General features: G+C 68.5%; 13 protein-coding genes. 9 read left to right on the plus strand and 4 right to left on the minus strand.

Annotated features, from left to right (window positions below):
- Window positions 1–3 precede the first annotated feature (3 nt).
- From TVH25_RS04725 to TVH25_RS04745, 5 genes are read left to right on the plus strand one after another with little or no spacing between them, the layout of a single operon-like run.
- Complete coding sequence (locus tag TVH25_RS04725; RefSeq protein ID WP_169619668.1) at window positions 4–828, plus strand: ABC transporter ATP-binding protein; 825 nt, start codon at window positions 4–6, stop codon at window positions 826–828.
- Window positions 829–880: 52 nt separating this feature from the next.
- On the plus strand, window positions 881–1714 hold the full coding sequence (locus tag TVH25_RS04730) for an NUDIX hydrolase (protein WP_422423474.1): 834 nt from the start codon (window positions 881–883) through the stop codon (window positions 1712–1714).
- Between the two features lie 9 nt (window positions 1715–1723).
- Entirely contained in the window at window positions 1724–2503 is a 780-nt protein-coding gene (locus TVH25_RS04735; RefSeq protein WP_296550828.1) for an enoyl-CoA hydratase/isomerase family protein, read from the plus strand.
- 52 nt (window positions 2504–2555) lie between these two features.
- Window positions 2556–3533, plus strand: a complete 978-nt coding sequence (locus TVH25_RS04740) for a class I SAM-dependent methyltransferase (protein ID WP_169619665.1) — start codon at window positions 2556–2558, stop codon at window positions 3531–3533.
- Window positions 3534–4691 carry a THUMP-like domain-containing protein gene (locus tag TVH25_RS04745; RefSeq protein ID WP_296550827.1) on the plus strand — a complete coding sequence of 386 codons (1158 nt, stop codon included), beginning with the start codon at window positions 3534–3536 and terminating at the stop codon, window positions 4689–4691.
- A gap of 33 nt (window positions 4692–4724) precedes the next feature.
- On the opposite strand, the gene TVH25_RS04750 is transcribed toward TVH25_RS04745, so the two are convergent.
- Window positions 4725–6026, minus strand: a complete 1302-nt coding sequence (locus TVH25_RS04750; RefSeq protein WP_422423475.1) for a PQQ-binding-like beta-propeller repeat protein — start codon at window positions 6024–6026, stop codon at window positions 4725–4727.
- A 94-nt stretch (window positions 6027–6120) separates the two neighbouring features.
- On the opposite strand from TVH25_RS04750, the gene TVH25_RS04755 reads away from it, so the two are divergent.
- Together TVH25_RS04755 and TVH25_RS04760 are read left to right on the plus strand one after the other, a co-directional pair.
- Window positions 6121–6885, plus strand: coding sequence for an acyltransferase (locus TVH25_RS04755; RefSeq protein WP_169619660.1), 765 nt, complete (start codon window positions 6121–6123; stop codon window positions 6883–6885).
- A gap of 36 nt (window positions 6886–6921) precedes the next feature.
- Window positions 6922–8409, plus strand: coding sequence for an amidase (locus TVH25_RS04760; protein ID WP_422423476.1), 1488 nt, complete (start codon window positions 6922–6924; stop codon window positions 8407–8409).
- Between the two features lies 1 nt (window position 8410).
- On the opposite strand, the gene TVH25_RS04765 is transcribed toward TVH25_RS04760, so the two are convergent.
- The 3 genes from TVH25_RS04765 to TVH25_RS04775 are packed head-to-tail and all read right to left on the minus strand — an operon-like array spanning window position 8411 to window position 11984.
- Entirely contained in the window at window positions 8411–9658 is a 1248-nt protein-coding gene (locus TVH25_RS04765; RefSeq protein WP_378528800.1) for a glycosyltransferase family 4 protein, read from the minus strand.
- Window positions 9658–11178 (minus strand): glycoside hydrolase family 57 protein, encoded by a 1521-nt coding sequence (locus tag TVH25_RS04770; RefSeq protein ID WP_296550833.1) that lies wholly within the window; start codon window positions 11176–11178, stop codon window positions 9658–9660. Before TVH25_RS04770 ends, TVH25_RS04765 begins: the two co-directional genes overlap by 1 nt.
- 26 nt (window positions 11179–11204) lie before the next feature.
- A complete protein-coding gene (locus tag TVH25_RS04775; RefSeq protein ID WP_422423478.1) occupies window positions 11205–11984 on the minus strand; it encodes a class I SAM-dependent methyltransferase in 780 nt (259 codons plus the stop codon).
- 229 nt (window positions 11985–12213) lie between these two features.
- Here TVH25_RS04775 and TVH25_RS04780 point away from each other — a divergent pair, with 229 nt between their 5' ends.
- Complete coding sequence (locus tag TVH25_RS04780; protein WP_169619656.1) at window positions 12214–12999, plus strand: electron transfer flavoprotein subunit beta/FixA family protein; 786 nt, start codon at window positions 12214–12216, stop codon at window positions 12997–12999.
- Between the two features lie 48 nt (window positions 13000–13047).
- The gene (locus TVH25_RS04785) at window positions 13048–14004 is read left to right on the plus strand and encodes an electron transfer flavoprotein subunit alpha/FixB family protein (RefSeq protein WP_169619655.1); all 957 of its coding nucleotides are present in this window, start codon (window positions 13048–13050) and stop codon (window positions 14002–14004) included.
- Window positions 14005–14088 lie beyond the last annotated feature (84 nt).

The following is a 14088-nucleotide window of genomic DNA, read 5'->3' on the forward strand; positions in this document are numbered from 1 at the left end:
CGCGTGGCACAACCTGATCCCGATTTGCTCATCGAATTCGAAGACGTTCTGGTGCGGCGTGGAGGCAACGTCCTCGTCGGACCCGTGACCTGGAAGGTGGAACTCGACGAACGCTGGGTGGTGCTCGGCCCCAACGGCGCGGGCAAGACGACGCTGCTGCGCATCGCGGCGGCCGAGACGTTCCCCACGTCCGGAACGGCACACGTGCTCGGCGAAACGTTCGGCCGGACCGACCTGTCCGAACTGCGGACCCGCATCGGCCTGTCGTCGGCGGCGCTCGCGAACCGCGTGCCGTTCGACGAGAAAGTCCTCGATCTGGTGATCTCCGCCGGATACGGCGTACTCGGCCGATGGCGCGAGCGCTACGACGACATGGACACCGAGCGCGCGATCGAGATGCTCGAGAGCCTCGGCGCCGAACACCTCGCCGACCGCTCGTACGGAACGCTGTCGGAGGGCGAGCGCAAACGCGTGCTCATCGCCCGCGCGCTCATGACCGATCCCGAACTGCTGCTGCTCGACGAACCCGCGGCCGGCCTGGACCTGGGTGGCCGCGAGGAACTCGTCGCGCGGCTCGGCGTGCTGGCCGCCGACCCGGATGCCCCGGCCACCGTCCTCATCACGCACCACGTCGAGGAGATCCCGCCCGGTTTCACCCACGCGTTGCTCCTCAAGGAGGGCACGGTCGTCGCGCAGGGTCTGCTCGACGACGTCATCACCGGGGAGAACCTCAGCGAAGCGTTCAGCCAGGCCATCACGCTGGAACAGGCCGACGGCCGGTTCTTCGCACGCCGTACCCGGGAGCCGGGACGCCACCGTCGCGGGTGACACGACGGGCGCCCGGCATGGCGTGCGTCACGTGATCCGATAGTTTGAGGCCATGTCCCACGATCGCTCGGTGAGCTCCTTCGACCCCGCCGCGGTGCCGATCCGCGGTGCTTCCACAGTGATGCTGGTACGCGACTCCGCACGGGGAGTGGAGGTGTTCCTCCAACAGCGCGTGGTCGGCATGGACTTCGCCGGAGGGATGACCGTGTTCCCCGGCGGCGGGGTCGATCCGTCCGATACCGACGCGTCGGTGCGGTGGTCCGGTCCGGACGTCGCATGGTGGGCGGAGCGGTTCGCCACCGACGAGGCGACAGCGCGCGCACTGGTACTGGCGGCCGTGCGGGAAACGTTCGAGGAATGCGGTGTCCTGCTGGCCGGACCGGACCCCGACACGCTCGTCGCCGACACTGCCGTCTACGCCGGTGCGCGCCGCAAGCTCGAGGCCCGCGAGCTGTCCTTCGGCGATTTTCTCGCGCGGGAAGGACTCGTGCTGCGCGCCGACCTGCTGCGCCCCTGGGCCAACTGGATCACGCCCCTGGGCGAGCGACGCCGGTACGACACCCGCTTCTTCATCGCCGCCGCACCCGACGGACAGCGCGCGGACGGCGAGACGAGCGAGGCCGACGAGGTGCGCTGGCGCACCGCCGCGGAAGAACTCGAGTACTGGCGGTCGGGACGGTGCGTGCTGCTTCCCCCGACCTGGACGCAGTTGACGGACCTGGCGCGATACCGGACGGTCGCGGAGATCATGGCCGCGGAGGTGACCGTCGAACCGGTCCTTCCCGTCATGAGCAAGCGGGATGGAATGATCCACATCTCGTTCGACGGCGAGGACGGTTACTACGCGGTCGGGTCGCATCCGTGGGCCCAGCGCGCCGACCTCTAGGCTTCGTGCATGCCTGAATTCGTGACGCTCGAGGTTTCCGACGGTATCGGCACCATCCGGCTCGACCGGCCGCCGATGAACGCGCTCAACCGGCAGCTCCAGGAGGAGCTTCGGGAGGCCGCGCGGGAAGCGTCGGTGCGGGACGACGTGAAGTCGGTGATCGTGTACGGCGGGGAGAAGGTGTTCGCCGCCGGCGCCGATATCAAGGAACTCGCCGAGATCGACTTCGTCCGGATGAGCCGGATCGTGGGCGATCTGCAATCCGCGCTGGGCTCGATCGCCGACATTCCGAAGCCGACCGTCGCCGCGATCACCGGGTACGCGCTCGGCGGTGGCCTCGAACTCGCCCTCGGCGCCGACAGGCGGATCATCGGGGACAACGTGAAGCTGGGGACGCCCGAGATCCTGCTCGGCGTGATCCCCGGTGGTGGCGGCACACAGCGCCTCGCCCGCCTGGTGGGGCCGTCGAAAGCCAAGGACATCGTGTACACCGGCCGGTTCGTCGGGGCGGACGAGGCTCTGGCGATGGGTCTCGTGGACGAGGTCGTGGCACCGGACGACGTGTACGAGGCGGCCCGCCGGTGGGCCGCGCAGTTCACCACGGCGGCGTCGCGTGCGCTTGCGGCAGCCAAGGCTGCGATCGACCGGGGCCTCGAGACCGATCTCGTGACCGGCCTCGCCATCGAACAGCACCTGTTCGCGTCGCTGTTCGCCACGAAGGATCGCACCATCGGCATGGAGTCGTTCCTCGCCGACGGACCCGGAAAAGCCGATTTCGTCGGCGAATAGTTCGCCCAACCGCAAAATTGCCCCCGACTTACCGATGGGTAGGATCACCGCCATGACTGCAAGCAGGCCCGACGGGGTCGACCCCGCGCCGAACCCGCACGCCACTGCCGAACAGGTCGCGGCAGCGATGGAAGACACCAAGCTCGCTCAGGTGCTCTACCACGACTGGGAAGCCGAGACGTACGACGACAAGTGGTCGATCTCGTACGACGAACGCTGCATCGACTACGCGAAGGGACGGTTCGTCGCCGCCGCCGGAGAGCAGCCCCTGCCGTACGAGCGGGCGCTCGAGTTGGGCTGCGGCACCGGCTTCTTCCTGCTCAACCTCATGCAGGGTGGGGTGGCGAAGAGCGGTTCGGTCACCGACCTGTCGCCGGGCATGGTCAAGGTGGCGCTGCGCAACGCCGAGCATCTCGGTCTCGATGTCGACGGCCGCGTCGCCGACGCCGAAACTATCCCGTACGAGGACGACACCTTCGACCTCGTCGTCGGTCACGCAGTGCTGCACCACATTCCCGATGTCGAGCAGTCCCTGCGCGAGGTGCTGCGCATCCTCAAGCCGGGTGGCCGTTTCGTGTTCGCCGGTGAGCCGAGCACGGTCGGCAACTTCTATGCGCGCTGGCTCGGGCGCATCACATGGGAGGCCACGACCACCGTCACGAAGTTGCCGTTCCTCAGCGACTGGCGCCGCCCGCAGACCGAACTCGACGAGTCGTCGCGCGCCGCGGCACTCGAGGCCGTCGTCGATCTGCACACCTTCGACCCCTCCGATCTCGAGAAGATCGCCCGGTCGGCGGGCGCGGTGAACGTCAAGGCCTCGAGCGAGGAGTTCGCGGCCGCACTGCTCGGGTGGCCGGTTCGTACGTTCGAAGCCGCAGTTCCGCCCGAGAAGCTGGGCTGGAACTGGGCCAAGTTCGCCTTCGGCGGCTGGAAGTCGCTCAGCTGGGTCGACGAGAATGTGCTCAAGCACGTTGTCCCGCGCAGCTTCTTCTACAACGTGATGATCACCGGTGTGAAGCCGGGCAAGTAATTGGGATACGAGTTCACGCTCGACGACGTCCGGTACCTGACCTCCGATACCGGCGCGGCAGCGCTCGCACGTGTCGGCGAGCGTGAACTGTCGACGCGTACGCGTCTTGCCGATATCGGCTGGGTGCGTACGCACTTCGGCGACCGTACCGCGGTGCTCGTGGAGACGGTGTTGTTGCGCCGCAAGGCGGACGCGAAGATTCCCGGTGCCGCGCGCTGGATCCTCACCGACGATGCAGTGCAGCAGTCGACGCCCGCGACCGTGGCGGCGCATCGTGCGCGACGGCTTGCCGGCCGCCGGGTCCACGACGTCACCTGCTCGATCGGCACCGAACTCGCCGAACTCGTCGGTGTCGCGGAGACGGTGGTGGGCAGCGACCTCGACGAAGTGCGCCTCGCCATGGCCGCGCACAACGTCCCCGAGGCGTATCTCCTCCGTGCGGACGCGCTGACGCCCGTGACACGCGGCACGACCGTCATCGCCGATCCCGCGCGCCGCGCCGGCGGCCGCAGGACCCACGACCCGGCGGCGCTGCAACCGCCGTTGCCCGATCTTCTCGGGGTGTATGCCGGACGCGATCTGGCCGTGAAGTGCGCGCCGGGTCTGGACTTCGACTCCCTCGACTGGGACGGCGAGGTCGAGGTGGTGTCGCTGGACGGCGGCGTGCGCGAAGCATGCCTGTACTCCCCGGGACTCACCCACGGCGGTGTTCGACGCCGCGCGTCGGTACTCCGTTCGGACGGAACCGGTTTCGAGGTCACCGACACGATGCCGGACGAGATTCCCGAGCGTGCACCGGGGGAATGGATCGTCGATCCGGACGGTGCGATCGTGCGGTCCGGACTGGTGCGTCACTACGCGGCCGCACACGGGCTGTGGCAACTCGATCCACGTATCGCCTACCTCACCGGCGATACGTTGCCCGACGGGGTGCGCGGATTCCGCGTCCTCGAACAGTTCAAATACACGGAGAAGGCGCTGAAACAGGCACTGTCCCGGTTCGATTGCGGGATCGCCGAGATCCTGGTGCGCGGGCTCGACATCGATCCCGCGGTGCTGCGTCCCCGGCTCAAACTGAAGGGCTCACGCTCGCTGAGCGTGGTGCTCACACGGATAGGACGTACCCCCGAGGCGTTCGTCTGCGAAGCATCCCGCTAGCTCCGGACAGCTACCAACCGAGCGGGATCCGCGTCAGCGCAACACCACCACATCGCCGCCGTGGATGGTGGCGACGAATTCGCCGTCGGGACCCACCGCGGTGCCGACCGGGAATCCTGTTGCCTCCGTGATCGGTTCCTCGTCAATAGAGTGGCCGTCCGAGGTATCGAACACGAGTGCGGCAAGGCCGTCGGCGCCGCCCACGATCGAGTAACCCAGCCCGTTCGAGGTCACCGCCGGTACGGCGTGCTGCGTGACATCCGTGCGCTGCCACACCACTTCGGCGCCGTCGCCATTGTCTCGCAGTGCGGTCAGCGCGCCCTCGTCTCCGCCGGCGGCAAGCAGCAGCAATCCGTCACCGGTCACTGCCGGGCCGGTCGCGGGGGAGTAGTCGAGTCGATGGCTCCATCGGGGTGTCCCCGTCGTGGAGTCGACGGCCCAGAGGGTGCCGTCGCCGTCGTGGACGTAGACGGTCGCGCCGTCGGCGGACAGCACCGGACTCGTCACGGCGCCGCCCGGAAGGTCGTCGGTGGACCATTCTTCGACCACGGAAGCGTTGTCACCGCTGGTGTACCGCATGGCGACGAGCGACGCGCGGTCGGCACCGGGACGCCACAGGGTCACGAAGATCCGGTCCGTGGCCAGGTCGACTGCGGGAGTGGTGGCGACGGGGCAATCGGGTGATCCGCCGAAGCATGCGGGCAACCCGTGATCGCTCGCGAGCCTCGGAACGTTCTGGCCGTCGCCGACGGCGGGAATGGGTACGAGGTCGAACAGTGGTGCGAGGAGTTGGCCGGTCTGCGGGTTGATGATGTTGACCTGGCCGAAATGCGTGACGACGACCAGTTTTCCGTCGGACGCGAACTGGGCGCTGCGCGGTGTGCCGCTCACCGGGATCCGCCAGCGTCGCTGCCCGTGTTCGTTGAACGAGAACATGCCACCGTCCTCGCCGACGTAGATGTTCGCGTTGCCGTCGGACACGGGGGTCACGGTCGTGGCGCCCGGAGCGAGCCGCGTGCACCACCGTTTGCGGCCGTTGTCGATCTGGAAGGAGAAGAGGTTGCATCCCGCGTCCGTCGAGGCGGTGACTGCGATCTGGCCGTTGCGGGCAACCCCGGCGGGAGAGCCCACCAGGCCTCCCAGCGGGCGGGCCCACGCGGCCGAGAGGTCGTCGAGACCGTCTGCGGTGGCGGTGCTGCTGTTGCGGGCATCCGAATAACGGCCCGGCCAGCCTCCTTCGGAGAGCACATCGCTGGTACCGCCTCCGCCTGCGCACCCGCTCAGTGCGACCGCTGCCGTCGATGCCAGCACTGCGGCCCGCAGGACACCCCGCATCACCCAACTCCTCCCGGGACGAACGTTTCGAGCCGTCAGCGTATCGGGCCGGTGGTTGTACCCCGCGCAGGAGGCGGACCGTAGGCTGCCCCCTATGACGAGCATGTGGGGCGCACCGCTGCGCACGAGGTGGCGCGGTTCCCGTCGCCGGGATCAGGACCAGGCACGATTCCTGACACTGTCATCTCTGCGATGGGTGCTGGCAAACAAGGCATACACGCCGTGGTACCTGGTCCGGTACTACCGCCTGGCGAAGTTCAAGCTGGCGAATCCGCACGTCGTGCTGCGCGGAATGGTGTTTCTCGGGAAGAACGTCGAGATCCACGCGACGCCCGACCTGGCGCGGCTCGAGATCGGCAAGTGGGTGCATATCGGTGACGGCAACGCCATCCGCTGCCACGAAGGTTCGCTGCGAATCGGCGACAAGGTCGTGTTCGGCAAGGACAACGTCGTCAACACCTACCTCGACATCGAGATCGGCGCCTCGACCCTCGTTGCGGACTGGTGCTATATCTGCGATTTCGACCACCGCACGGAGGACATCACCTATCCGATCAAGGACCAGGGCATCATCAAGGGTCCGGTGCGCATCGGGCCGGACACCTGGATCGCCGCCAAGGTGACGGTGTTGCGCAATACCAAGGTGGGTCGCGGCTGTGTGCTCGGCGCGCACGCCGTGGTCAAGGGTGAGATCCCCGATTACAGCATTGCCGTCGGCTCGCCGGCGAAGGTCGTGAAGAATCGGAAGCTGTCGTGGGAGACCGCCGCCGCCGAACGTGCCGCACGGGCCGCAGCGCTCGAGGACATCGCGCGGAAGAAGGCGGGAGAAAAGCCGGCCGACGCACAACCCGGCGTCTGACGACAGCCACAGGAAGATCGGCAGGGGAGGGCTCGAGTGGACTTCGACGAATACCGGCGTCACGACGCCGTGGGGCTCGCAGAACTGGTGGCGGGCGGGCGGGTGACGCCGCACGAACTGCTCGAGACGGCGATCGCCAGGCTCGACGCCGTCGAGCCGACTCTCAATACGGTCGTCTACCGGCTCGACCGAGAGGCTCGTGTGCGGGCCGGCCACCCGTTGGACGGCCCGTTCGCGGGCGTGCCCTTCCTCGTCAAGGACCTCGGGCAGGACATCGCGGGCATCCCCACCGGCAGCGGGTCCCGCGCGCTCGCCCAAGTTCCCGCCGAACGCAACTCGGTGGTCGTGGACCGCTGGCTCGAGGCGGGTCTCGTCGTCTTCGGGAAGACCAACACCCCGGAATTCGGGCTCAAGGGCATCACCGAACCGGAAGCGAACGGTCCCACACGCAACCCGTGGAACCCGGCGTTGACCCCCGGGGGTTCGTCCGGTGGTTCCGCCGCGGCTGTCGCAGCGGGCGTGGTGCCCGTGGCGGGCGCGAGCGACGGCGGTGGCTCGATCCGGATCCCGGCCGCATGCTGCGGTCTCGTCGGTCTCAAGCCCGGGCGCGGAGTCGTGCCGACCGGCCCGCTCGGCAGCGAACCGCTGCACGGGGCGGCAACGAACGGGGCGATCACCCGGAGCATCCGTGACTCCGCGGCTCTCCTGGACGTCATGGCCGGTGCCTATGGGGCGGCGCCCTTCCTGAGCGCGGCTCCACCGCAGTCGTATTCGGCCGCCGCCCGCACCGCCCCCCGGCGCCTGCGGATCGGGTACGCGACCGCGTCCCCGCTCGGGACCGGGGTCGACCCCGAAGCGGTCGCAGCGGTCGACGCCACGGTTGCCCTGCTCGACGAACTCGGTCACCACGTCGAGCCCGCGACGACCGGCGTCGACGAGCGGCAACTGGCCACGGACTTCCTCACGATGTGGTTCGCGTCGTTGACGGCGGAGGTCGACGAGGTACGGCAACGCACGGGGTCGGGCCCGGACGGATTCGAGTTCGACACCCGCATCCTCGCCGAACTGGGCCGCACCGTGCCCGCTCCGGAGTATCTCGCGGCGCTGGCGCGCTGGGGCGAACACACCACCCGGCTCGCCGCGTTCCACGAACGTTACGACCTCCTGCTCACCCCGACCCTGGCTTATCCTCCGGCGCGGATCGGGGAACTGGCGACTCCGCGCTGGATGAGCACCCTCGGGAACGTGCTCATCGCGACGCGAATGGGCAGGGTGGCCCGCTGGACCGGGCTGGTGGACCGGATGATCGACGAGAACCTCGGACGCACGCCGTACACCCAGCTGGCGAACATCACCGGGCGCCCGGCGATCTCGCTGCCGCTGCACTGGACCGCGGACGACGTACCCCTCGGCGTGCAGTTCGTCGCGCCGCTCGGCGGGGAAGGCCTGCTGCTCGCTCTCGGGGCCGAACTGGAACAGGCTCGCCCGTGGTTCGACCGCGTGCCGGCGCTCGGGGTCGGCTGACTCAGTCCCGGCCGGGCAGCGGGCGCTGCGGGATCACGGGCCGTCCGAGCGGATGCCGTACCCGCCGCTTCGCGCCGATGTAGACCTGGGCCGTCTCCTCGGCGACCTGTCCCCAGTCGAAGTCGTCGGTGAGCCGGGCCCTGGCGGCCCGGGCGCGTTCCTGCGCGGCGGCCGGATCGTCGAGCGTCTTGCGCACCGCCGACGTGAGCGCTGCGACGTCGCCGGGAGGAAACGACAACCCGGTCGTGCCGTCGACGACGGCCTCGCCGAGCCCGCCGGCGGTCGAGGTGACCAACGGTGTTCCCGCAGCGGCAGCTTCGAGCGCGATGATGCCGAACGGTTCGTACCGGCTGGGCAGGACGATGGCGTCGGCGGTGTGCAGTCGATCGAGCAGTTCGGTGTGGTCGAGGTTGCCGAGGAAGGTCACCGAGCGTGCGACACGATGGACGCGCGCCTGTTCGCGCAACCACTCGGACTGGGTGCCGTCGCCGGCGACCATGAGCGTGGTGCCGGGGTGGAAACGCCGAATCCGCGGGAGGGCGGCGATCGCGTCCTGCACGCCCTTTTCGTACTCGAGCCGTCCCACATAGAGAAGCCGGGCCGGCCCGGATCGGGGTGCGCGCTCGCGGTACGACCACGTCGTGATGTCGATACCGTTGCGGATCACCGAGATTCGCGGCAGATCGGGGCCGTACAGTGCTGTCACTTCGTCGTACATCGACGCCGAACACGTGATGAGCGCGTCGGATTCGTGGGCGAGCCACCACTCGACCGAGTGCACCTGGCGGTTGATTCTGCCCGAGAGCCACCCGCTGTGGCGGCCCGCTTCGGTTGCGTGGAGCGTGGAGACAAGCGGCACGTCGAAGTGCTCGGCAAGGGCGATGGCGGGATGCGCGACCAGCCAGTCGTGTGCATGCACGACATCGGGTTGCCACCCCTCGCCGATACCGCCGCGGCTCAGGCCGATCCCCGCGCGCACCATCGCGTGCCCCATCGCGAGTGTCCAGGCGAGCATGTCCTCGCCGAATACGAAGTGGGGGGCGTCCTCCGCGACCGCGACGACGAGCACGCCCTCGGCGATATGGCTGAGTGTGGGATGCGTCGAAGCATCGGTTCCCGTGGGGCGCCGGGACAGCACCACGACTTCGTTCCCCGCGGCGGCAAGTTCTGTGGCGAGGTGGTGAACGTGCCGACCGAGCCCACCGACGACGACCGGCGGGTACTCCCACGACACGATCAGGATCTTCATCACTTGCCTCCGTGGCGTCCGGGCAGGCGCCGCGCGTCGAGCCCGGGGAACAGGTTGTCGGCTCGGTTCCAGCCGTCGGCCAACCGTACTGCCGTCGAGTCCCGACCGGAAGCGACCGCCTCGGCGATCTCCCGGAGGGCGTGCGCGTGGGTGTGCGCGCGATCGCGGGCGTAGGCGGCCGCGGTGTCCTTGCTGACCATGAACGCCCAGTCGCTCGAGACGGTGAGCAGCGCTTCGCGCAACATCTGGTCGTGCACGCGGTTGCGCAGGACCGGTGCTCCGGGTGCGTGCCCGTCACGGGCCTTGTCGAGTGTGTCGAGCGTGGTCCGGACCACCTCGTCGTTGAGCTGGACGAGGTCGGAGACCTGGTCGCCGGCCCATACCCGCCAGTCCTTGCCCGATCCCCACGAGGAGTTCGCGAGATCGACGGGGCCACCGACGTATCCGCGATCACGGGCGTCGGTGAGCGTGCCCACCTCGATGCCCGCCTCCGGCAGCGCCCGCAGAAGCCGCTCGAGGAACAGCGGGCCCTCGAACCACCAGTGCCCGAACAGTTCGGTGTCGAATGCCGCGACGACGAGTGCGTCCCTGCCGATACGCGCGGACTCGCTCCGGAGGCGGCGGCGGATCGTGTCGACGAAGTCGGCGACGTGGCGGTCGACGGCGAGGGACGCGAGTTCGGGGTCGTAGGGCGCCTTGTCCTCCGACGGCACCGCGCGTCCGGTCACCCGGGAGGGTTTGAGACCCGTGTCGTGACAGTAGGTGTGGAAGTCGCGGTAGGCGGCGTGCCCGGGGTATCCGGACTTCGGCGACCACACGCGGTACGAGACCTGAAGGTCACGGCCGAAACACACGACGTCCGAGTCGAGCACGGTGCGGCCGAGAGTGGTCTCGCCGTGCAGCGCCGGCCCGTCGACCATGAAATGTTCGACACCGGCTGCCGCGTACCCGATTTCCATGCCCGGCGTGAATCCGCACTCGGGGCCCCAGATGCCACGGGGTCGGTGTTGCCAACGGGCGTGCGCGTCGTGCAGGCCTTCGGCGAGGGAGAACTCCCGCATCCGGGGGTCGAGCAGTGGCTGGAACGGGTGCGCGAGCGGACCACCGAGCAGTTCGATCGCGTCGGCGTCGACGAGGTTGCGGAGCACGGGGGAACCGCCGTGGCGCCATCGGGTTTCGAACATCTCGAGCGCGGCTGCTGCCGCACGGTGTTCGCGCGCCCCGAGTGCCTGGTAGGACTCCTCGGCCATGCCGGCGGCCTCGTGGGCGCGCAGTTGCCAGTTGCCGAGCCAGTGGTGCATTCCGGCAAGACAGTGCGGATCGTCGAGCTGGGCGGCCAGGACGGGCGTGATCCCGAGCGTGACCATCCGGCTGTGCCCTTCGTGGGCAAGGCGCGCAAGAACGTCGGTGACCGGGAGATATGTTGCGGCCCAGGACTGATAGAGCCATTCCTCACCGACCGGCCAGCGGCCGTGATGGGCGAGCCACGGCAGGTGGGAGTGCAGGACGAGGGAGAACATTCCCGGTTCCCCGGTCTTCTTCGTACTCACCGCGCGGGATCCTTTACTGCGACGGCAACCAGATCGAGGCTGCTGTCGATGTTTTCGGGGTCGAGGACGAAGTCGTCGACGGTGATGCCCGCGACGTCCTCGGTGAGTTCCGCCGGCCACGGTTCTCCGGCCAGTGCACGCTCGATCTGCGCGTCGATGAACGAGCCGCCGTGCTTGGCGTCGAGCGCGCGGAGCGTCGGGCCGTGGTGCACTCCGGTCATCAGTTCCACCCGGAAACCGGCGCTGTCGAGCAGTTCCGAGAGTTCGGCCGCATCGAGTTCACGGGTGTGGAACGGATTGAGCGGGGTGTCGCGCCCGGGCGAGAAGGTGATGCGGTTCGGTGTGCTGATCAGCAGCGCGCCGCCCGGGGAGAGCACGCGGTGGCATTCGCGGAGGAACTGTCCCTGGTCCCACAGGTGTTCGATGACCTGGAAGTTCACGACGACGTCGACGGTCTCGTCCGCGAGGGGGAGTTCGGCGAGGTTGCCGTGCCGCATGTCGACGCGCGGGTAGCGGGCGCGGATGTGGGCAACTGCGCTCTCGTCGTAGTCGAGGCCGATGACCCGCGTCGCCACGTCGGCGATCATGTCCGCGCCGTAGCCTTCGCCCGCTCCCGCTTCGAGGACGGTGCGGTGTCGGCAGCGGTCGAGCAGTTGCCGGTAGACCACTTCGTGGCGCCGGAACCAGTAGTTCTCCTCGGCGATGCCGGGTACCGTCCGTTCGCCGGTGAGGGGGAGAGTCTGGGCGTCGTCGGCGCGGCTGTTGGTATCGCTCACCGAGCAGACATTAGTGCCACTGCACTCCGGCTCGGTTCCGGTGGTCCAGATCACAGGTTTGCGCGTCCTTTCGTGCGGCTATGGTGAACCAGGAATTCCGCTAAGTTACCCACGGGTAACTTAGCGTTTGATAATCTATCGCACACGCCGTGCGACAGACACGAGTGCTCGGTTCAGGCAGCGCCTTGCCGACCAAAGGCAGCTACACACAGGAGGTCGACGCAGACCCATGACGAACATCGTCGTTTTGATCAAGCAGGTCCCCGACACGTGGTCCGAGCGCAAGCTCACCGACGGCGACTACACGCTCGACCGTGAAGCCGCCGACGCGGTTCTCGACGAGATCAACGAGCGGGCGGTCGAAGAGGCCCTGCTCATCAAGGAGCGCGACGGCGGCGAGGTGACCGTGCTGACCGCAGGTCCCGACCGCGCGACCGACGCCATCCGCAAGGCGCTGTCGATGGGTGCCGACAAGGCCATCCACCTCAACGATCCCGCGCTGCACGGCTCGGACTCCATCCAGACCGCCTACGCGCTCGCCGCGGCGCTCGGCCAGATCGAGGGCGTCGAGCTCGTCATCGCCGGCAACGAGGCCACCGACGGTCGCGTCGGCGCCGTGCCCGCGATCATCGCGGAGTACCTGGGCCTGCCGCACCTCACGCACCTGCGCAAGCTGACCCTGGCCGACGGCAAGGCCACCGGCGAGCGTGAGACCGACGAGGGCGTCTTCGGCCTCGAGGCACCGCTCCCCGCGATCGTCTCGGTCACCGAGAAGATCAACGAGCCGCGCTTCCCGTCCTTCAAGGGCATCATGGCCGCGAAGAAGAAGGAAGTTCAGACCCTCACCCTGGCGGACATCGGTCTCGATCCCGAGATCTTCGGTGTCGCGAACGCCGCGTCCACCGTCACCGGCGTCACCCCGAAGCCTGCGCGTACCGCCGGCGAGCGTGTCGCCGACGAGGGCGACGGTGGCGACAAGGTCGCTCAGTACCTGGTCGGCAACAAGATCATCTGATCGCGCCCCCGCGACAACACCAGACCTATCTAGGGAGAGAAGCAAGCAATGGCAGAAGTACTCGTGCTCGTCGAGCATGCCGAGGGCGCGCTCAAGAAGATCAGCACCGAACTCATCACCGCCGCTCGCGCGCTGGGTGAGCCGTCGGCAGTCGTGACCGGTTCCGCCGGGACCGCCGACAAGCTCCAGGAGGCGCTCGCCGCCGCCGGTGCCGCGAAGGTCTACGCCGCCGAGTCGGACATCATCGACGGCTACCTCGTGACGCCGAAGGTCGACGTTCTCGCCGCGCTCGTCGAATCCACCAGCCCCGCAGCGGTTCTCACCGCAGCGTCGGTCGAGGGCAAGGAGGTGTCGGGCCGCCTCGCTGCGCGCCTGGGCTCCGGTCTGCTCGTCGACGTCGTCGACGTCAAGAGCGACGGCTCGGCCGTCCACTCGATCTTCGGTGGCGCGTTCACCGTCGATGCCAAGGCCAACGGCGACGTTCCGGTCATCTCGGTTCGCCCGGGTGCGATCGAGGCCAAGCCGGAGGCTGCCGCCGCCACTCGCGTCGACGTCGAGGTTCCGGCCCAGGAAGAGAACGCGGTCAAGATCACCTCGCGTGAGCCCGTCGCCGGTGGCGACCGTCCCGAGCTCACGGAGGCGTCGATCGTCGTCTCCGGTGGTCGTGGTGTCGGCTCGGCCGACAAGTTCTCCGTGGTCGAAGAACTCGCCGATTCGCTCGGCGCAGCGGTGGGCGCATCGCGCGCCGCTGTCGACTCGGGCTACTACCCGGGTCAGTTCCAGGTCGGCCAGACCGGTAAGACGGTCTCGCCGCAGCTGTACATCGCGCTCGGTATCTCCGGAGCGATCCAGCACCGCGCGGGTATGCAGACCTCGAAGACCATCGTCGCGGTCAACAAGGACGAAGAGGCACCGATCTTCGAGATCGCCGACTTCGGCGTCGTGGGCGACCTGTTCAACGTCGCTCCGCAGCTGACCGAGGCTGTCAAGAAGCACAAGGGCTGATTCTCACCCTCAGCAAGAGCGCGGCCCCCCGGGCCGAATAGGCGCCGGGGCGGGGGGGGCCGGGGGGGCGGCCCCCGGGGGGGG

The sequence above is a fragment of the Rhodococcus sp. 7Tela_A2 genome, assembly GCF_049311045.1.
GTDB lineage: Bacteria > Actinomycetota > Actinomycetes > Mycobacteriales > Mycobacteriaceae > Rhodococcus.

Excerpts from the sequence above, each read along its gene's own strand:
- TVH25_RS04730 (WP_422423474.1), top strand. The coding sequence starts at position 881 with ATGTCCCACGATCGCTCGGTGAGCTCCTTCGACCCCGCCGCGGTGCCG.
- TVH25_RS04735 (WP_296550828.1), top strand. The coding sequence starts at position 1,724 with ATGCCTGAATTCGTGACGCTCGAGGTTTCCGACGGTATCGGCACCATC.
- TVH25_RS04740 (WP_169619665.1), top strand. The coding sequence starts at position 2,556 with ATGACTGCAAGCAGGCCCGACGGGGTCGACCCCGCGCCGAACCCGCAC.
- TVH25_RS04750 (WP_422423475.1), bottom strand. The coding sequence starts at position 6,026 with ATGCGGGGTGTCCTGCGGGCCGCAGTGCTGGCATCGACGGCAGCGGTC.
- TVH25_RS04755 (WP_169619660.1), top strand. The coding sequence starts at position 6,121 with ATGACGAGCATGTGGGGCGCACCGCTGCGCACGAGGTGGCGCGGTTCC.
- TVH25_RS04765 (WP_378528800.1), bottom strand. The coding sequence starts at position 9,658 with ATGAAGATCCTGATCGTGTCGTGGGAGTACCCGCCGGTCGTCGTCGGT.
- TVH25_RS04770 (WP_296550833.1), bottom strand. The coding sequence starts at position 11,178 with ATGTTCTCCCTCGTCCTGCACTCCCACCTGCCGTGGCTCGCCCATCAC.
- TVH25_RS04780 (WP_169619656.1), top strand. The coding sequence starts at position 12,214 with ATGACGAACATCGTCGTTTTGATCAAGCAGGTCCCCGACACGTGGTCC.
- TVH25_RS04785 (WP_169619655.1), top strand. The coding sequence starts at position 13,048 with ATGGCAGAAGTACTCGTGCTCGTCGAGCATGCCGAGGGCGCGCTCAAG.